The organism is Actinomadura sp. WMMB 499, from assembly GCF_008824145.1.
Classification (GTDB): domain Bacteria; phylum Actinomycetota; class Actinomycetes; order Streptosporangiales; family Streptosporangiaceae; genus Spirillospora.
The window spans coordinates 6,235,740-6,253,994 of record NZ_CP044407.1 but is presented as its reverse complement, the minus strand read 5'-3'; the positions used below and the strand labels follow the sequence as shown (position 1 = coordinate 6,253,994).

Below are 18,255 nucleotides of genomic sequence, written 5' to 3'. Positions count from 1 at the left end.
CTGCCCTCCTCCGGGTCTCGGGAACGACGACCTGCCGCGCACGCGGGTACGCCGCATCGCGGCTCCGTGACCGTAACGGGAGGGATGATCGGAAAGCGACGGGTTTTCCGCCGCAGGACCCGTCGCGGGGCGTCAGCGGCGGTCTTCGGGCAGCACCTTCGGGAGGGTCTCCAGGACGCTCTCGAGGTGGGCCCGCGCGGCCCGTTCGGCCCCGGCCGTGTCGCGGGCGGCGACGGCGTCGATGATCGCGAGGTGCTCGGGCAGGGACGTCTGCGGGCGCCCGGGGTGCATGGCGAGCCGGAACTGGTGCCGGACGTTCTGCGCGCGGAGCCGTTCGAGGACGTCCGACGCCGTGCCCTGGCCGCTGATCTCGCGGACGCGCGCGTGCAGCCGCTGGTTGAGGCCCGAGTAGCCGAACACGTCGCCGGACGCGACGGCGGCCCGCATGTCCTCGCCGATCGCCTGCAGGTCGGCGATGTCGGCGTCGGTGGCCCGCTCGGCGGCCTTGGCGGCGCACAGCCCCTCCAGCACCATCCGGACCTCGGTGATCTCGATGGCCTCGGCCAGGGAGACGGCCCGGACGCGGGCGCCGCGGTTCTGGACGCGCTCGATCAGGCCCTCGTTGGCCAGTTCGAGCAGCGCGGCGCGCACGGCGGCGCGTCCGGCCTCGAACCGGTCGGACAGGTCGGCCTCGATGAGCCGCTGGTTCGGGACGAACTCGCCGGCGAGGATCGCCTCCCGGATGCGGGCGGCCACCGGGGCGGTCGGGCTGGACTCCGGCACGGACCCTCCAGATTGTCGCCAATTTTGTTGATGACCTAGCCTATCCGGAGACGAGCACATACGACACATACGCCCAGCAGGGAGCGGTCACATGTCCGGCGACTCCGTCATCACGGTTCTCGGCCTCGGCGAGGCGGGCGGCGCGTTCGCCCGCGACCTGGTCGCGGCGGGCGCGCGGGTCCGCGGCTACGATCCGGCCGTCGCCGCGCCGGACGGCGTCGCGCCCGCGGCGAGCGAGGCCGAGGCCGTCGCGGGGGCGGCGCTGGTGCTGAGCGTCAACAGCGCCCACGACGCCGTGGACGCGTTCCGCAACGGGGCCGCCGGGGTCGCGGACGGCGCGATCTGGGCCGACCTGAACACCGGGCCGCCCAGCCTCAAGCGGGAACTCGACGGGTTGGCGACGGCGCGCGGCGTCCGGTTCGCGGACGTGGCGATCATGGCGCCGGTGCCCGGCCGGGGCCTGCGCACGCCGCTGCTGGCCTGCGGCGACGCGGCGGAGGACGTCGCCGGACTGCTCGGGCCGCTGGGCGCGGAGGTGGCGGTGCTGCCGGGCGAGGCGGGGAGCGCGGCGGGCCGCAAGCTGCTGCGCAGCGTGTTCTTCAAGGGCCTGGCGGCGTCGGTGGTGGAGGCGCTGGAGGCCGCGCGGGCGGCGGGCTGCGAGGAGTGGCTGCGCGCCGACATCGTGGACGAGCTGGTCCGCGCGGGCGAGTCGACGGTCGACCGGCTCGTCGAGGGGACGCACAAGCACGCCGTCCGGCGGGCCCACGAGATGCGCGCGGCGGCGGACATGCTGGACGAACTGGACGTACCGAACGTGATGGCCGCGGCGAGCCGTGACCTGCTGGACCGGCTCGCCGCGGAGAAATCGGAGAAGTGACGCGGGCGCTCAGGGCACCGGCGGGGTGCCGTGGGTGTGGAACGACTCGATGGTCCGCAGGCCCCACGCCTGCCCCTTGGCGCGCTCGGCCTCCGTCCAGGTGATCGTCCGCCAGTCGGGGGCGAGGATCAGCCGGGCGCCCGGGTTGCACAGTTCGATCCGGTTACCGCCCGGCTCGTAGACGTACAGGAAGAACGTCTGCTGGATGGCGTGCTTGTGCGGGCCCGTCTCGATGAACACGCCGTTGTCGAGGAAGATGTCGGCGGCGCGGAGGATGTCCTCGCGGGTGTCGGTGGCGAACGCGATGTGGTGCAGCCGCCCGTTACTGCCGGTCCGGTCGCGCGTGTAGACGAGGTCGTAGGACTTGTTCGTGAACGTCATCCAGCGACCGGCGATCGCGCCGTCGTCGAGCCTGATCTGCTCGGTGGGCCGCGCGCCCAGGACGTCCCGCAGGAACTCCGTGCTCGGCTCCACCTCGGCGGCGAGGAAGTTGACGTGGTCGAGCCGCCGTACGCAGACCCCGAGCGCCGGGTACGCCTGCGCCTGGTTCTTCAGCGACGGCGCCAGCTCGGGCGGCGCCTCGTACCACTCCGACTCCCAGTACAGCTCCAGCTCGTGCCCGTCGGGGTCGCGGAACACGTAGGTGGGCCCGAGTCCGGGGTCCCCGTCGCGCCAGCCGATGCCGAGCCCGGCGTCCTCGATCGCCCGCACCCGCCGGTCGAGCGCCTCCCGCGAGGACGTCCGCAGCCCGGTGCGGCGGATCCCGGACGTGGCGTGCGCGGTGAGCTTCAGCGAGTGGTGCTCGTAGTCGTCCCACGTGCGCAGGTAGACCGAGTCGCCCTCGGTGCCGTTCTCGGTGAGGCCCATGACGCGGGTGAAGAACCACAGGCTCTTCTCCGGCTCGGGCGTCAGCAGCTCGACGTGGCCCACGTGCGCGATCTCGTGCGCGGGCGGCCGGTCAGGATCCATGGGGGTCTCCGGGAGGTCGGGGGAAGGCGGTGCCGTCGAACAGCTTGCGGGCGGTGCGGACGATCGCGGCCCGCCGGACGCGCGGGACGCCGCCGTCCCCGGCCCCGTCGCGCCGGGGGTCGAGCCGGATGTCGACGTCGAGGCGTCCGGTGGGGTGCTCGATGCCCATCGGCTCGCCCGGCGCGGGAAGTTCGGCGAGGTCGTGGCCCACGGCGCCGTCGAGGAGCACGGCGGTCGCGACCGTGACGGCGCCCAGCACCCCGATGGACGTGTGGGCGCGCAGCGGGATGAAGGTGCGGGTGCCGATCGTCCCGCCGGCGCGGGGCGGGGCGACGAGGGTGGTCTTGGGGACGGACGCGGCGGCGACGTCCCCGAGCCCCATCAGCTCCCCGGCGCGCAGGCGCAGCGACTGGATCCGGTCGCGCAGCCGGTCCTCCAGCTCGGCGGGGGGCTCCTCGCCGGTGACGCCGAAGTCGGACGCGGCGGCGACCACGACCGGCATCCCGTTGTCGACGCAGGTCACCTCGACGCCGTCGATCACGTCGCGGACGCGTCCGGTCGGCAGCAGCGCGCCGCCCGTCGCCGAGCCCGCGGTGCCCTCGAAGTCGAGCAGGATCGGGGCGGCCGTCCCGGGCACCCCGGAGATCGCGGTGTCCCCCGCGTACTCGGGGCGCCCGCCGGGCGTCCGGAACGTCGCGGTCGCGACGCTCCCCGAGTTCAGCATCCGGACGCGGACGCGCGTCTCCGGGTCGCCCGGCGCCACGAGGCCGCGCTCGACCGCGAACGGGCCGACCCCGGCGAGCAGGTTGCCGCAGTTCTGCCGGTCGGAGACCGCCGGCTCGTCCACGCCGAGCTGCAGGAACAGGTAGTCGACGTCGGCGCCGCCCGGCGCGCCCGCGTCCGCCGACCGGGACACGACCGCGACCTTGCTGGTCAGCGGGTGGGCGCCGCCGATCCCGTCGATCTGCCGGGGGTCGGGGGTGCCCATGACGCGCAGCAGCAGGCCGTCGCGCTCCGCGGGATCGGACGGCAGGTCGTCCGCGAGCAGGTAGGCGCCCTTGGACGTCCCGCCCCGCATCAGCATGCAGCGCACGCCCGCGTCCGGGGCGGGCTCGGTCACGCGCCGCCCCCGTCCCCCGCCGCGTACTCGGCGTGGGAGACGTACTCGATGCCCATCCCCGGGAGCCGGTCGCGCAGCCCGTACCGGTCGAGGCCCAGCTCGCCGCGCTGGAACGCCGCCCGCGTCGCCTCCTCTTTCTCCTCGCGCGCGCGCGAGGCGGCGACCGCGTCCGCGACGCGCTCGCGCGGGACGCACAGGACGCCGTCGTCGTCCGCGACGATCGCGTCCCCCGGCCGGACGACCTGCCCGCCGATGGTGACCGGGACGTTCACCGCGCCCGGCGTGGCCTTCACCGTGCCCTGCGCGCTGACCGCCGCCGACCACACCGGGAACCCCATCGCGTGCAGCTCGGCGACGTCCCGCACCCCCGCGTTGATCACCAGGCCGCGGACGCCCCGGTGCTGCAGGGCCGTCGCGAACAGCTCGCCGAACATGCCGTCCGTGGACGGCGACGTCGTCGTCACGACCAGCAGGTCGCCGGGACGGCACTGCTCGACCGCCACGTGGATCATCAGGTTGTCGCCGGGCCACGACAGCACCGTCACGGCCGTCCCGGCGATCCGCGACCCGAGGTGGACGGGGCGGACGCCGGGCCCGAGGTAACCGGTGCGGCCGAGCGCCTCGTGCACCGTGGCGACGCCGAACGCGGCGAGCACGTCCACCTGCGCGAAGTCGGCGCGCGGCGGGTCGGTGACCACGACCGTCCTCACGCCAGCTCCCCTGTCGTCTGCGGGTACAGCCGGACGTACGCCTCGGCCAGCGTCTCGACGGGCAGCCCCAGGTTCGGGCCCGCGTTCCGCTTGAGCTGGACGCCGCGCCGCTTCGCGAGCGCGGTGTAGTACTCCCACATGTGCTGCTGCGCGGGGAGGCATTCCATCGCGCGCTTCTTGCGCTCGAACACCGGGGTGATGTCCAGCAGGACGTTCGGCTTGAAGTCGCACTGCTCGGGCTGGTGGGGCTCGAAGAAGAACACCGGCGGCGCGCCCAGCGGCTCGCCCGGGGCGTCGTAGCCGATCGCCTGCGCCAGCACCCGCGCCTGCAGCGCCATCCGCGCGGCGGCGGGGTGGTCGCCGTTGTAGGGGTCGGCGAGCGGGTGGGTCAGGACGACCGACGGCTCGACCTCGCGGTAGACGCGCACCAGCCGGTCCACCAGCTCGTGGCTCTCGATCAGCGGGTAGTCGCCGGCGTCCAGGAACTCGATCTCGGCGCCCAGCTCGGCGGCGGCGGCCTCGGCCTCGCCCCGGCGGATCTTCTTGATCTCGTCCAGCTTCTTGCCCTCCCGCCAGGCGCGCGCGGACTCGCCGCGCTCGCCGTAGCTGAGGCAGACGACCCGGGCGCGGTCGCCGCGCTCGGCGGCCAGCGCGATGGCGCCCGCCGCGCGCCAGACGAAATCGCCCGCGTGGGCGCTGACCACGAGGAGGGCCCCGGAGGAATGCGCAGTGCTCATGGCACCTACATTCGTCCCTGTAACCCAAATTGTCAACAATTATGGCGACAGGGCGGTGAGGGTGAGCCGGGACAGCCGGAGCAGCTCCTTGTGCGGGTCCCAGATGCCGGCCACATCGGTGCCGGGCTCGGCGAACGGCCGCTCCAGCTCCCGCTGCCGCTCCCAGGCGCGGGCGCGGATCTCCTCCTCCTCCGCCGCGCCGTCGGCGCAGCCGACCAGCTCGGCGAGGACGCCGAGCAGCCCGGCGTACCGCTCGCGGAACGGCCCGGCGAGGCGGACCTCCCCGCTGCCCGTCTCGGTCGCCTCGCGCAGCGTCCCGGCGATCGAGCGCAGGTACGCGGCGGTGTTCTCGAGCGTGGTCATCCGGCGGGGCGCGGCCCACTGCCCGGACGGGTCGGCGAGCAGCCGGAAGCCGCGCAGCCCGCTGCGCGGCGCGGACCACGGGCGGAATCCCCAGAGCAGCGCCCGCGGGTTGCCGCGCAGGCTCTCCCGTCCCTGCTCGGTGGCGTACCGCGCCTGGTCGATGATGAACCCGAGGCGCGCCTCCTCCTCGTCCCATCCGGGCCGCCAGTCCCCGTCCGGCGCGGTGATGCTCCGCGCCAGGACCTCCAGGGCCTCCTTGACGTACTCGCGCGCCTGCCGCACGGCCTCCTCACCGCGCCGGAGGAACAGCGGCGGGAAGATCGTGATGTTCACGATGAGTCCGACCGCGAGGCCGATAACGACGTCGTCCAGGCGCGGGCGGACGTACGCGGCGACCTCCCGGCCGCCGACCAGCAGCGCGAACAGCGCCGTGAACGCGACCTGCGCCGCCTGGTTGCCGAACCCGCGCCAGGTCGACAGCAGCAGCCCGATGACCAGCACGACGGCGATCCCGGCGGCGTTGGGGCCGATGTAGATCCCGACCGGGACCGCCAGGCCCGCGCCGACCAGGAACCCGGCGCCGTAGCCGACGCTCTCCCGGAGCGAGCGCGCCACCGTCGGGTACACCCCGAGCAGCGCCGCGAGCGGCGCGAAGTACGGCACCGCGTGCCCGACCAGGTGCTTGGCGATGAGCCAGGCCGCGACCGCCGCGATGACGGCCTTGACCGTGATCTTGAGCCGGTCCTCCCAGGACCGGCGGTCCATCCGGGGCGCGAGGCGCCGCGCCAGGTATCCCGCTCGCATCGAAGTGCCCTGCCCGAGGCCCGGCCCTTGAACCACCGGACGGAACGGGGCGCGCCGGGGCGGCGGCCGTCACCCCTCGAAAGTGAGATCCGGGGTGATCACGGCGAAGCGCGCATCGGTCGGGTCGGCGAGCGTCGCGAGCCGTCCCGGCTTGATGTCGGTCGGCGGGATCGTGACCCGCGCGCCGAGGTCGGCGGCCCTCCACACCGTCGCGTCGCAGTCGGTCACCCAGAAGTACGGGATCCAGTGGGCGACCCAGTGCGGCGGCCAGCGCTCGTCCATGAACACCATGCCGCCCACGTGATCGCCGTGGATCTCCCAGTTCGTATAGGGGGCGGAGCGGTAGTACTCGTAGTCGACCGGCCGCCAGCCGAACACCTCTCCGTAGAACCGGCGGGCACCCTCGATGTCGCGCGAGGCCAGCTCCACCCAGCACATCGCCCCCGGTTCCCGGAGGACCTCCATCCCCTCCCGCCCGAACGGCTGCCACAGGGCGAAGTCCGCCCCCTCCGGATCGGTGTACATGGCCACGCGCCCGAGATGCATGCCCTGCATGGGCGGCATGACCTCCTGCCCGCCCGCGGCGAGCACTCGGCTCCCGGTCTCCTCGACGTCGTCCACGCGGAAGAAGACCGTCCAGGTCGGCGGCTGGTCCGGGTCCGCGAGCATCTGCAGCCCGGCGGTCGTGGGCCCGTCCGGCCCGCCGAGCGTGAAGACCTCGTAGTCGCCGTACGCGTCCTGCGTGAGCGTGTACGACGACCAGCCGAACAGCTCGCGGTAGAATCGCTTGGACACCGCGCCGTCCGGGCTGGCGAGGTCGAGCCAGCACGGCTCCCCCGGCCGGTACTCCGTCATCTCGGGCATCCGCAGCCCCCTTCGGCGAGCGTGGCGGGCACGGGCACGGGCACGGCGCGCACGCGGGCCGCTACCGGGGCGACCGCGGGGTGAGCAGCCCGAGCCGCGCCCCGGTCGGGTCCATGACGACGGCGAACCGGCCGGGGTCGATGTCGGCCGGCGGGATGGTGACGGTCGCGCCGAGCTCGGAGCTCCGCTCGGCCGCGGCCTCGCAGTCGACGACCTGGAAGTACGGGATCCAGTCCCCCGGCCACTCGTCCGGCCAGGTGTGGTCCATGTAGACCATCCCGGCCACCGACCAGCCGCCGACCTGCCAGTTCGTGTACGTGTAGTCGCGGTAGTAGCGGCGGTCCAGCGCCTGCCACCCGAAGACCTCGCCGTAGAAGGCGCGGGACTTCTCGACGTCCCGCGAGGCCAGCTCCACCCAGCACATCGCCGACGGCTCCAAGACGACGTCGGCGCCCTCCCGCTCGTACGGCTCCCAGACGGCGAAGTCCGACCCCTGGAGGTCCGCGTACATGCCGAGGCGGCCGAGGTGGGCGATCCGCAGCGGCGGGACGAGTTCCGTCCCGCCGGCCGCGACGACCCGGCGCGCGGCGTCCTCGACGTTCTCGACGCGGAAGTAGCACGTCCACGACGGGGGCTGGGCGTCGTCGGCGAGCCGCTGCATCCCGGCGACCGCCGGCCCGTTCACCCCGCCGAGCGTGAACATCTCGTAGTCGTCCAGCTGGTCGACGGACAGCGTGTACGACGACCAGCCGAGCAGCTCGCCGTAGAACCGCTTGGACGTCACCGGGTCCGGGCTGGCGAGGTCGAGCCAGCACGGCATCCCCGGTTCGTAGGCCGTCACCTCGGGCATCGGCGGCCCCTCACGGTGGACATGGCTCCACGTTACGGACGCGGACGCCAATCCCGACCGGGATGACCTTCAGGGGTTCGCACCCCCGCGGTCAAGGCTTCGCCAACCGGCGCGCGGCCGTGGCCCGGCTCCGGCCTACGCGGTCAGAGCTTCTTCGCGCCGATCGCGCCCGCGACGAGGGGGAAGCTCTTGGCCAGCTCGGGGCGCCAGTACTTCCAGTTGTGCATGCCCTTGCCGTACAGGCTCGACGTGACCTCGACGCCCGCCTTCTCCGCGGCCTCGATGAAGTTGACGTTCATCCGGTAGGCGAGCCGCTCCCCGACCCGTCCGGCGTCCCACATCGCCGCGTTCGGGTTGTCGTGCGGGCCGGGCTCCCCGTTGCCGCACGACACGTACACGCCGACGCCCTTGAGCTTCCCGGCCATCACCGCCGCGTCGTGCTTCTGCCAGTTGCCCCGGTCCATGATCGGGTCGCCCCAGATCTTGGTGCCCGCCTCCTTGTTGATCGAGACGAGGAAGGCCGGGACGCCCGGCGCGGTGATGTTCAGGGCGCCGCTGTAGGACGCGACGTACTTGAAGGTCCCCGGGTGGCGCTGGGCATAGGTGACGGCGCCCTGCCCGCCGGACGACAGCCCGATCGCGGCGCGGGCCGTCCCGGCGTGGAAGTTGCGCTCCATCAGCGGGATGACCTCGTTGATGTGGAAGGTCTCCCACATCGGGATGCCGCCCTTGCCGTCGTTCCACCAGTTGCTGTAGGAGCCCTGCCAGCCGCCCTCGGGCATCACGACGATCACGTCGTAGTCGTCGACGACCTGCTCGATCTGCGAGTCCTTGGTCCAGGACTGGTAGTTGTTGTTGCCGCCGTGGTAGGCGTACACGACCGGCCAGGTCCGCTTGGCCCCGGCCTTCCAGCCCTTCGGCATCAGCATCCGCGTCTTGACCGTCGTTCCCAGCGCCGGGGAGGCGATGGAAACGTCGTACATGCGCGTGCCGACCTTCTTCACGCCCGTGATCGCCGCGCCGTCCGGGGCCTTGACGTGCTTGCTGGACCCGGCCCCCTCCGGCAGCTGCGGCTTCTTGCCGTGGTTGGACGCGTTGCTGTCGGGGTCGTTCGAGGCCGGGCGGCCCGAGCCCGTGTTGAACGGGTCGGACGACATCGGCCGCGTCGGCACCTCGGGGATCGGCGACGCGGTCGGCGAGGGCGAACCCGAGCCCGGGCCCGTCGGCGTCCCGGGGGCGCCCGGCCGCGTCGCCGGGCCGAACGACGGCACGGGGTTCGACGCCCCGGCGTTGTCGGACTCCCTCAGGGGCACGCCCACCCCCGCCTGCGCCAGGCCCACCATGAGGGCCGGCAGCAGCACGGCGGCCGTCGCGGTGCCGATGACGGCGATCTTCCGGTCGGTACGCTTCTTCATGGGCTCCCCAGCGGCCGATGGCTTCCCAGCCCGGTCAGGCCGACTGTGCTCCGCGCTCCGGCCCGCTACTCACTCGCGGATGAAACTACTGTCCCGGACGTCCCATTCGCAAGTATTGGCAAAGAATGCAATAGCAGTGTTACGCGGGCCCGTGACTCACGGTGACTTCATGCGGCCCGTCCGGGCGGACCGACTGATCGTGCCGGAAAATGTCCAGCGGATCCCACCGCCGCTTGACATCCTGCAGCCGCCCGTAGGCGTCCTTGTAGTACAGGGTCGCCCAAGTCTGCCCCGAACCGTTCCACCGGTCGACGTTCAGGTCGGTGTCCGGGTAGCCGACGTAGCAGCCGTCCGTGACACCGCCCACGACCGGCACGCCCCCGGTGTCCTCGAACGTCGCGTGGTAGGCGTCCCGGATCCAGGCGAGATGCCGGTCCTCGTCCGGGTCCTGCCGCGTCCAGTACACCTGGTATTGCAGTTTCAGGATGGAATCCCGCTGCCGGGCCGCCGTGTCGTGGAGCGGGCGGTTGACGGCCGAGCCATAAGAGTCGACCTGGATGAGCGCCCGCGCGTTCTCATAGTCCGCGTACTGCGCATTACCCAGATAGGCCCACATCGCATCGATGTGCCGCTCCGTGAACGGTTCGCGCAGGTACGCCGACTTGTGCTTGCCGCAGCGGTTCCCCACACCCGCGTCGAGCGACCCGGCCGCGGCCAGCCACGGCACCACCTGCGCGGCGCCGGGCTCACTCACCGACACCGGCCGCGGCCGGATCCGGCCGTCCAGCGCCGACGTGAACTCCCGCACGGCCTCCGGGCCCTCCTCGTCGTCCGCGTCCATCTGCGCCACCAGCTCGATCCGCCCGTTGCTCCGGTGGTTCAGCCGCAGCACGCCGAACAGCTTGCCGGACGCCTCCGACGGGTCCTGGTGGTCGCGGAAGTACTCCCCGAATCCCGCGAGGAGCCCCCCGAAGTCGTCCCGCGTGAAGCCGTCCCACGCCCAGGCCAGCTCCGCCAGCAGGACGTTCCGCGGCGGCTCGGGCAGCCCGCGGAACCAGAACCGCGTGACGATCCCGAAGTTCCCGCCGCCGCCCCCGGTGTGCGCCCACAGCAGCCCGGCGCGCTCCGCGTCGTCATCGTCCCGCCGCGCCACCACCAGCTTGACGTTCCGGTCGCCGTCGACCACCGCGACCTCGACCGCGTACAGGTAGTCGACCGTCAGGCCGTGCTGCCGCGACAGCGGCCCGAAACCGCCCGCCGGAACGTGCCCGCCGAGCCCCACCGAAAGGCACGACCCGCCCGGCAGCACCTTCCCGCTCACCGGATACAGCTGCCCGTACACGTGCCGAATGGTCGCCCCCGCCTCGACGCAGTACGCCTTCATCACGTCGTCGTAGTACATGCGGCACATCGGGCCGATGTCGATGATCACGCGCACGTCCTTGCCGCACACGAAGTCCTCGTAGCAGTGCCCGCCCGCCCGCACCGTGATCCGCGACCGCGCGGGATCCGCCGGGGTCTCGTTCACCGCCTGCTCCAGCGCCGCCCGCACCTCCTCGCCCGTCCGGACCAGGCGCACGTACTCGGGCTCGCCGACCCACCGCTGGTTGACCCCCCGGCTCAACCCCCCGTACCGCTTGTCCCCCGGCCGAACGACCGTGGACGGCAGCGTCGCCATCTCCCCCAACCCGGACCTCCGAACCTCCCGCGCCCCCGGACCGGCCGACCGCCGGACCGCGAGAAGCCTTCCCGGCCAAGCACCGGGCAACCCTGCGACCACGGAAGGTGATATCGGCCGGGGGCGGACGACCCGGCACACCCGTCGGCTGTGGGCGGTGCCCCGGCCGTACCGGGGCCGGGCGCGGCCGTCGGGCCACGGCGAACCGGGCGAGGCCGGACCGGACGTGCGGGGCGGTCGGCGTGGCGAACGTGCGGCGGATGGGCGCGCCGCTCGGTCTCGCCGGCCAGGTCGGCGAGCCGCTCGAGCCGGAACGTCCGGGATCGTCCCCCTCGACGGCGGGCACCGGGGTCAGCGGCGGGCAGGGAGGGCCGCGCGGGCCACGGTGTCGCGCCGGTCCGCGTCGCGGCGGGCGTCCTCCTGCTCGGCGGCGACGCGGGCGTCGTAGGCGGTGCGGGCGGCGGCGATCGCGTTCTGGTGCTCCTCGGTCCAGGTGACGAGGGCGCGGATCGTCGAGTGCAGGGTCTCGCCCATCGGCGTCAGCTCGTAGTCGACGCGGGGCGGGACGGTCGGATGGACGGTGCGGCGGACGAGCCCGTCCCGTTCGAGGTGGCGCAGGGTGCGGGTGAGCATCCGCTGGCTGATGCCGTCGATGTTGCGGCGCAGTTCGGTGAACCGGAGGCTGCACCGCTGGTTGAGGAGGGCGATCACCAGGAGCGACCACTTGTCGGCGATGCGGTCGAGGATCTGGCGGACCTCGCAGTCGTTGCGCGTGTACCACTGCAGAACGTCGTCGTCGCCGAAGGTATCCCCGCAGTAACCGGGGGACTCGAAAGTGCCTTCTTCCATGGCACCCGATGGTTCCCGAAGATGGGGCCGGTTACAAGAGGGAACCGGCATCCACAAGGGGAACCGGTCCCGCTGGTGTGAAGGGAACGGGTCATGTCCACTTCTGCCGTCCGCATGGACGGGCGCACCTGGGCGATGCTGATGGTGCTGTGCGGCGCGATCTTCCTCGAGGGGATCGACGTCGCGATGCTGAACGTGGCGCTGCCGTCCATCCGGGCGGACCTCGGGCTGTCGACGGGGATGCTCAGCGGTGTGGTGAGCGCGTACGTGCTCGGCTACGGCGGCTTCATGCTGCTGGGCGGGCGCGCCGCGGACCTGCTGGGACACCGCCGCGTCTTCCTGACCTGGCTCGTGGTCTTCCTGATGTTCTCCGGCCTCGGCGGGTTCGCCACCGAGGGCTGGATGCTGCTGCTCTCCCGGTTCGTGACCGGGGTGGCGTCGGCGTTCATGGCGCCCGCCGGACTCGCGCTGATCACCGCGGCGTTCCCCGCGGGCCCCGCGCGGACGAAGGCGCTCGGGATCTACGCGGGGACCGCGGCGGGCGGCTTCACGCTCGGCCTCGTCGCGGGCGGGCTGCTCACCTCGCTCGGCTGGCGCTGGGTGTTCTTCGCGCCGGTGATCCTCGCGGCGCTGATCCTGGCGGCGGCCGTCCCGCTGGTCCGGGAGCCGGACGCGCGGGAACCGCGGACGGGCGGGTTCGATCTCGCGGGTTCGTTCACCGTCACGGGATCGATGCTGCTGCTCGCGTACGGGGTCGTCCGGCTGGAGCACGCGGGCGACGGGGCCGCGCTGACGGCCGGGGTGTTCGCCGCCGGGGCGATGCTGCTCGCGGCGTTCGTCGCGATCGAGCGGCGCTCGCGCAGCCCGCTCGTCCGGCTCGGGATCCTGCGGTCGGGCGCGCTGGTGCGGACGAACGTGTCCGCGCTCCTTTTCCTCGCGGCGTTCGCGGGCTTCCAGTTCTTGATGACGCTGTACCTGCAGGAGCTGCGAGGCTGGACGACCTGGCAGACGGGCCTCGCGCTGCTCGCCCTCGGCGCCGACGTCGCTCTGGCGCCCACGCTCACACCCCGCCTGGTGAACCGGTTCGGGAACGTGCGGGTGCTGTTCGGCGGGCTCGTCCTCGCCGCCGTGGCGTACGGGCTGTTCCTGCCGCTCGGGATCGACTGGGCCTACCTCCTCATGTTCCCGATCCTGTTCCTGATCGGGGTCGCGTTCGCGCTGGTGTACGGCCCGCTGACGATGGCCGCGACGGACGGCGTGGACGAGCGCGAGCACGGCGTCGCGGGCGGGCTGCTCTACACCGCGATCCAGTTCGGCATGGCGCTCGGGCTGTCGGCGGTGACGGCCGTGCACGTCGGGGTGCTGGGCGACGGCGAGTCGGTGGAGGCCCGGCTCGACGCGCTGCGCACGGCCCTGCTCGTCCCCTTCGGCGCGGTCCTGCTCGCGGCCGCCGTCACCGCGTTCGGGCTGCGCACGCGGCGGCGCGCGCCCGAGGCCGCGGCGCCCGTCCCGTCCGCCGTCGAGACCACCGTCTGAGGCCCTCGGCGCGGGGTCCGTCCCCGGTCAGGGGGTCGTCGCGGTGATGTCGCCGTTGCTGCTGCGGAGGTCGAGGCGGTGCTCGGCGTGGGGGGCGGTCGGGACGCCGATGCGCTCGTCTCCGTTGCCGGTGGACGCGGTCACGCGGTACGGGCCGCCGGTGACGGTGACGGTGATGTCGCCGTTGGACGTCTCGGCGTCGACGTCCGCCGGGACGGACGGGACGAGCGTGATGTCGCCGTTGGACGTCTCGGCGGTGATCCGCGCGGACTTCAGGTCGTGCCCCACGATGCGGCCGTTGGACGTCCGGGCGTCGATCGGGCCGGTGACCCCGGCGAGGCGGATCGCACCGGAGGCGGTGGCGACGTCCACCTCGCCGGCCCCGTGCAGGTGGAGGGAGCCGCCCGCGGCGCCGCCGCGCACCGGGACGCCCGCCGGGACGTCGACCGTGTAGCTCGCCGAGCAGTCGCGGCCGCAGCCGCCGAGGACCAGGACGCCGTTCTCGACCCGGTGCGTCGCGCCGTCCGGGCGGTCGTCCCGGTAGCGGACGGTGCGGTGCAGGAACGGCTTCGCGTCGCCGCCCCGCACCGTGACCGTCCCCTCGCGGACGTCGATGCGGACGGCGGTGATCCCGGACGGGAGCGCGGCCTCGTCCCGGAAGGTCTCCTGCGGGCCGAACGAGGCGAACGAGACGTCGCAGGCGGCCAGCGCGACCGTGCCGGCGGTGGTGAGGGCGAGGGCGCAGAGCAGTCGGAACACGTTGTCCTCCCGGGTTCGTTCGGTTCGCCACGAACCTACGAACCCGGGCACCGGACGGTCGCCACGCCGGGGAGCCATTGCCCGCGTGGCTCCCAGGTCCCTGTCTCAGCCGAACCGCTCCCGGAGGGCGGGCAGCAGTTCCATCTCCGCCCAGGTGCGGAAGTCCTTCTGGTGCTCGGCCCCGGACTGGCAGAACGAGATGTGCGTGAACCCGGCGTCGGCCCACTGCTGGACCGCCTCGAGGTAATCGTTCACGTTGTTCCCGCACGGCACGTTCTGCGCCACGTCCTCAGGACGGACGGTCTTGGTGGCGGCCTCGAAGTTGACCGGGCCCGGCAGTTCCGCCATGACCTTCCAGGACGGGGCGGAGAACTTCCACACGCGGTGGGCCCGCTGCTTGCACTCCTCGTAGTCCTGGCCGTAGGCGACCGGGATCTGGCCGTAGACGGGCTTGCCGCCGCCGCCCTCGATGTCGAAGAGCGAGACGACGTCCCCCACCGGCTGGTCGGAGATCAGGACGTCGGCGTACCGGGCGGCGAGCCGTCCCGCGCGGGGGCCGTACGCCGCCATGCCGATGCGGACCGGTTCGTCCGGCAGGTCGTACAGCTTCGCCGAGTCGACGCTGAAGTGGCGGCCCCGGTAGTTGACGTAGCCGCCGCCGAACAGCTCGCGGATGATCTCCACGGCCTCGCCGAACATCTCGTGCCGGACGTCCACCGACGGCCAGCCCCGGCCGACGACGTGCTCGTTGAGGTTCTCGCCGGCGCCGAGGCCGAGCGTGAACCGCCCGTCCGACAGCACGCCCATCGTGGCGGCCTTCTGCGCCACCACGGCGGGGTGGTAGCGCATGATCGGGCACGTCACGAAGGTCATCAGCGGGATGCGGTGGGTGGCCTGGGCGAGGGCGCCGAGCACCGACCAGGCGTAGGCCGAGTGGCCCTGGTCCTCCAGCCACGGGAAGTAGTGGTCGGAGATGACCGAGTAGCCGAAGCCCGCCTCCTCCGCCTCCACCAGGTCGGTGATCAGCTGTTTCGGCGGTGTCTGCTCGCAGAGCAGCGTGTATCCGAAGTCCATGCGGCTCCGCATACCCGGCGTGTCCGGGGTGACACGGGTGACCCGGTCGACACGGGCGACACGGTCGCCGTTCACTTGCCGAGGAGATCCATCAGGTCGTCGGCGTGTTCCTCCTCTTCGGCCAGGATGTCCTCCATCAGGCGCCGGGTGGTGACGTCGCCGTCGCCGAGCCAGCGGATGATCTCCTGGTAGGACTCGATGACGATGCGCTCGGCGACGAGGTTCTCCTCGAGCATCCCGCGCAGGTCGTCGTCCTTGAACGTCTTGTACTGGGTGTGCGAGCGGCGCGCGATGGTCTCGGGGTCGAAGTCGGGGTTCCCGCCGAGCTGGCTGATGCGCTCGGCGGCGCGCATCGCGTGGTGGCGCTCCTCGTGCGCGTGCTCGTTGAACTCGTCGGCGACCTGGGCCCGGTTGATGCCGGTCGCGCTGATCGCGTGCTGGGCGTAGCGCATCCAGCAGACGACCTCGGTGGCGACGACGTCGTTGAGGACGGAGATGACCTGCTCGACGCTCCGGTCGTAGCCGTCGGTCACCGGTCCCACGTCCATCTTCTGCCGGGCGCGCTCCCGGATCGCCGCCACGTCGATGCTGAAGCTGTTGTCGGCCATGCCCACTCCCCGTTCGATCTCGCCGGCCGGACCGCGCCGGCCGGGCTGTGACGCCTCCCTCCTACCCAGCAGGGCATGGTCATGCGCGGGAGGGCGATACGACGCCACGTAGCCGGGCGATCACACAGAGGGTTGGCACTGTGAGTGAGGCGTGCTATACGTAGAGCTACATCGCTGCGACCCCGCGGCGAGACAGGGACGTCCGGTATCCAACCTTGGTATCGGGGCCTGACAAGGAGAAAAGGAACCACATGAAGTCCTTCAGCTACACCGAACTGGACATGCTCGCCGGCGAAGTTCTGCCGGAGCGCGCCGTGCTGTCCACCCTTCTCGTCGGTGGCGGCCACGGTGACGACACGACGGTCGTCAGCTCCTGCTCGGCGAACAGCAACCAGCCGGCGACCGGCCTGCTCACCATCGTCAACGGTGTGCCCGCCGGCAACTCGCAGATCTGCACGCCGGCCGCGGTCCACGGCTGAGCTCAGTTCTGACGTCGTGGGCTTCGGCCCACTCGGGAAGGGCTGGCGTTCCTACGCCAGCCCTTCCCCCCATCTTTCCCTCCTGAAGTCGTGCTCGGGGACCGATCCCCGAGTTCCAGGACGAATCCGAAAGCGAGTTCATGAACCCTCAGCGACTGACCTACGCCGACCTCGACCGGCTCGCGGGCGAGGTCCTCCCGCACCGGCTGGCGCTGTCCGCCGGTGGTGGCGACACGACCGTCCTCTACGCCTGCCAGGCGACGTACTCGGCGGGCACACTGGGCCTTCTCGGCACCGGGCTGCTGGCCCAACCGGAGCACTCCACGCTGACGTGCGTCCCGGCCGCCGTCGTCGCAGAAGGCGAATGAGCACCGGCCCGACGCCGATCATGGACGGGGCCGGGCGACCGGCCCCCGTCCTCACCCTGCCGACGCTCATCGACGGCGTCGAGATGGTCGGCGAATTCAAGAACTCCGGCTATCGCGAGCCGCCGCAGCTCGTCAGCCTGCCGAACCGGCAGCTCGTCCGGCTCCCGCCGCTGCTGTTCCAGGTCGCGAAGGCGCTCGACGAGCATCGCCACCTGGCCGGGACGACCGACGTCGGGATCGCCCTGGAGCGGGTGGCCGCCGCCGTCTCCCGGGAGGCGGGCGCGCAGCTGACCGGCGAGCAGGTCGTCTACCTGGTCGACCGCAAGCTGGCCCCGCTCGGGGTCACCACCTACAGCGACGGGTCCGCCCCGTCGGCCGTGAAGGCCAACCCGTTCCTCGCGCTGAAGTTCAAGGTCGCGGTGATCCCGGAGTCGGTCAGCTCGGCGCTCGGCGGGATGTTCTCCTGGCTGCTGAGCCCGTTCGCGCTGATCCCGATGATCGCGGCGCTGGTCCTCAGCGAGGTCTGGGTGTTCACCTCCCAGTCCGTCGTCGACGCGCTCCGGTATTCGATCATGAACCCGGTCGGCATCCTGGTGGCCATGGGCATCGGCATGCTGTCGGTGGCCTTCCACGAGGTCGGCCACGCCGCCGCCTGCCGGTACGGGGGCGTCCGGCCCGGCCCCATGGGGTTCGGCATCTACATAGTCTGGCCCGCCTTCTACACCGACGTCACCGAGTCGTACCGCCTGGGGCGGGGCGGAAGGCTGCGCACGGACCTGGCCGGCGTCTACTTCAACGGCGTGTTCGTCGTCGCGCTGGCCCTGCTGTACTTGCAGACGGGATACCAGCCGCTGCTGGTCGCGCTGCTCTACGTGAACCTGGAGATCGTGCAGCAGCTCCTGCCGACCATGCGGTTCGACGGCTACTACATCATGTCCGACCTGGCCGGCATCCCCGACCTGTTCAAGTACATCAAGCCGATCCTGCGCCGGACCCTGCTGCGGCGTCCCCCGGATGCGCTGCTGCTGGATCTGAAGCGCTGGCCGCAGGTCTTCGTCGCCTTCTGGGTCCTCGTGGTCTTCCCCGTGATGCTCATCCAGCTCGGGCTGATCGCGACCCAGGTGCCCGCCCTGCTCGGTCTCGCCTGGGACAAGATCGGGTTGCTGTTCGAGGACGCCATGGCCGGAGGCGAGCCGGTGGCCGTGATCGTCTCGGTGCTGCAGGCACTGATGCTCGTGCTGCCGATCGCGGGTCTCGTGCTGATCACCTACTCGTACGGACGCCTGCTGCTGCGGTGGGCGGTCCGCCGCGTGCGCGACCGGACGGCGGGCAAGGGGCGGGCCACCGGCCCGCTGCCGGACGCCTGATCCGGTACGTGCACCTGGCAGCCCGCATCCCGCAGCCCCCGTATC

At 72.3% G+C, this 18,255-nt stretch carries 19 protein-coding genes; 5 read left to right on the top strand and 14 right to left on the bottom strand.

All coding sequences use genetic code 11. The features are described from left to right. Positions 1 to 132 precede the first annotated feature (132 nt). The gene (locus F7P10_RS28305; protein WP_254716069.1) at positions 133 to 783 is read right to left on the bottom strand and encodes a GntR family transcriptional regulator; all 651 of its coding nucleotides are present in this window, start codon (positions 781 to 783) and stop codon (positions 133 to 135) included. A 91-nt stretch (positions 784 to 874) separates the two neighbouring features. Here F7P10_RS28305 and F7P10_RS28300 point away from each other — a divergent pair, with 91 nt between their 5' ends. After that, on the top strand, positions 875 to 1,660 hold the full coding sequence (locus tag F7P10_RS28300) for a DUF1932 domain-containing protein (RefSeq protein ID WP_151013808.1): 786 nt from the start codon (positions 875 to 877) through the stop codon (positions 1,658 to 1,660). 9 nt (positions 1,661 to 1,669) lie between these two features. Here F7P10_RS28300 and F7P10_RS28295 read toward each other — a convergent pair whose 3' ends face one another. The 10 genes from F7P10_RS28295 to F7P10_RS28250 all read right to left on the bottom strand — a co-directional run bounded on the left by F7P10_RS28295 (position 1,670) and on the right by F7P10_RS28250 (position 12,019). Next, positions 1,670 to 2,629: a catechol 2,3-dioxygenase gene (locus tag F7P10_RS28295; RefSeq protein WP_151013806.1), complete on the bottom strand. Its 960-nt coding sequence runs from the start codon at positions 2,627 to 2,629 to the stop codon at positions 1,670 to 1,672. Further along, a complete protein-coding gene (locus tag F7P10_RS28290; protein ID WP_254716068.1) occupies positions 2,619 to 3,749 on the bottom strand; it encodes a 4-oxalomesaconate tautomerase in 1,131 nt (376 codons plus the stop codon). The genes F7P10_RS28295 and F7P10_RS28290 overlap by 11 nt, the downstream gene beginning before the upstream one ends. Beyond that, positions 3,746 to 4,459: a 4-carboxy-4-hydroxy-2-oxoadipate aldolase/oxaloacetate decarboxylase gene (locus F7P10_RS28285; protein ID WP_151013804.1), complete on the bottom strand. Its 714-nt coding sequence runs from the start codon at positions 4,457 to 4,459 to the stop codon at positions 3,746 to 3,748. Before F7P10_RS28285 ends, F7P10_RS28290 begins: the two co-directional genes overlap by 4 nt. Next, positions 4,456 to 5,196: a PIG-L deacetylase family protein gene (locus F7P10_RS28280; protein WP_151013802.1), complete on the bottom strand. Its 741-nt coding sequence runs from the start codon at positions 5,194 to 5,196 to the stop codon at positions 4,456 to 4,458. Before F7P10_RS28280 ends, F7P10_RS28285 begins: the two co-directional genes overlap by 4 nt. 39 nt (positions 5,197 to 5,235) lie before the next feature. Beyond that, a complete protein-coding gene (locus F7P10_RS28275) occupies positions 5,236 to 6,363 on the bottom strand; it encodes an aromatic acid exporter family protein (protein ID WP_151013800.1) in 1,128 nt (375 codons plus the stop codon). Positions 6,364 to 6,432: 69 nt separating this feature from the next. Continuing rightward, complete coding sequence (locus F7P10_RS28270) at positions 6,433 to 7,227, bottom strand: VOC family protein (RefSeq protein WP_151013798.1); 795 nt, start codon at positions 7,225 to 7,227, stop codon at positions 6,433 to 6,435. A 61-nt stretch (positions 7,228 to 7,288) separates the two neighbouring features. Further along, positions 7,289 to 8,077, bottom strand: a complete 789-nt coding sequence (locus tag F7P10_RS28265) for a VOC family protein (protein WP_151013796.1) — start codon at positions 8,075 to 8,077, stop codon at positions 7,289 to 7,291. A 143-nt stretch (positions 8,078 to 8,220) separates the two neighbouring features. Next, a complete protein-coding gene (locus tag F7P10_RS28260; RefSeq protein ID WP_151013794.1) occupies positions 8,221 to 9,492 on the bottom strand; it encodes an alpha/beta hydrolase family protein in 1,272 nt (423 codons plus the stop codon). Between the two features lie 139 nt (positions 9,493 to 9,631). Beyond that, positions 9,632 to 11,170 carry an FAD-binding oxidoreductase gene (locus tag F7P10_RS28255; protein WP_151013792.1) on the bottom strand — a complete coding sequence of 513 codons (1,539 nt, stop codon included), beginning with the start codon at positions 11,168 to 11,170 and terminating at the stop codon, positions 9,632 to 9,634. A gap of 351 nt (positions 11,171 to 11,521) precedes the next feature. Then, positions 11,522 to 12,019 (bottom strand): helix-turn-helix domain-containing protein, encoded by a 498-nt coding sequence (locus tag F7P10_RS28250; protein WP_151013790.1) that lies wholly within the window; start codon positions 12,017 to 12,019, stop codon positions 11,522 to 11,524. Positions 12,020 to 12,112: 93 nt separating this feature from the next. Here F7P10_RS28250 and F7P10_RS28245 point away from each other — a divergent pair, with 93 nt between their 5' ends. Then, the gene (locus F7P10_RS28245) at positions 12,113 to 13,555 is read left to right on the top strand and encodes an MFS transporter (protein WP_218040164.1); all 1,443 of its coding nucleotides are present in this window, start codon (positions 12,113 to 12,115) and stop codon (positions 13,553 to 13,555) included. 27 nt (positions 13,556 to 13,582) lie between these two features. On the opposite strand, the gene F7P10_RS28240 is transcribed toward F7P10_RS28245, so the two are convergent. The 3 genes from F7P10_RS28240 to F7P10_RS28230 form a co-directional block, all read right to left on the bottom strand. Beyond that, complete coding sequence (locus tag F7P10_RS28240; protein WP_218040163.1) at positions 13,583 to 14,314, bottom strand: DUF4097 family beta strand repeat-containing protein; 732 nt, start codon at positions 14,312 to 14,314, stop codon at positions 13,583 to 13,585. Positions 14,315 to 14,419: 105 nt separating this feature from the next. Further along, positions 14,420 to 15,388: a TIGR03557 family F420-dependent LLM class oxidoreductase gene (locus tag F7P10_RS28235; protein ID WP_151013786.1), complete on the bottom strand. Its 969-nt coding sequence runs from the start codon at positions 15,386 to 15,388 to the stop codon at positions 14,420 to 14,422. Positions 15,389 to 15,459: 71 nt separating this feature from the next. Then, positions 15,460 to 15,996, bottom strand: coding sequence for a bacterioferritin (locus tag F7P10_RS28230; RefSeq protein WP_151013784.1), 537 nt, complete (start codon positions 15,994 to 15,996; stop codon positions 15,460 to 15,462). A gap of 251 nt (positions 15,997 to 16,247) precedes the next feature. Between F7P10_RS28230 and F7P10_RS28225 the strand changes: the two genes are divergently transcribed. The 3 genes from F7P10_RS28225 to F7P10_RS28215 all read left to right on the top strand — a co-directional run bounded on the left by F7P10_RS28225 (position 16,248) and on the right by F7P10_RS28215 (position 18,210). Next, positions 16,248 to 16,475, top strand: coding sequence for a hypothetical protein (locus tag F7P10_RS28225; protein WP_151013782.1), 228 nt, complete (start codon positions 16,248 to 16,250; stop codon positions 16,473 to 16,475). Between the two features lie 140 nt (positions 16,476 to 16,615). After that, positions 16,616 to 16,843 carry a hypothetical protein gene (locus F7P10_RS28220; RefSeq protein ID WP_151013780.1) on the top strand — a complete coding sequence of 76 codons (228 nt, stop codon included), beginning with the start codon at positions 16,616 to 16,618 and terminating at the stop codon, positions 16,841 to 16,843. Continuing rightward, the gene (locus F7P10_RS28215; RefSeq protein WP_151013778.1) at positions 16,840 to 18,210 is read left to right on the top strand and encodes a hypothetical protein; all 1,371 of its coding nucleotides are present in this window, start codon (positions 16,840 to 16,842) and stop codon (positions 18,208 to 18,210) included. The genes F7P10_RS28220 and F7P10_RS28215 overlap by 4 nt, the downstream gene beginning before the upstream one ends. The last annotated feature ends 45 nt before the right edge of the window (positions 18,211 to 18,255 follow it).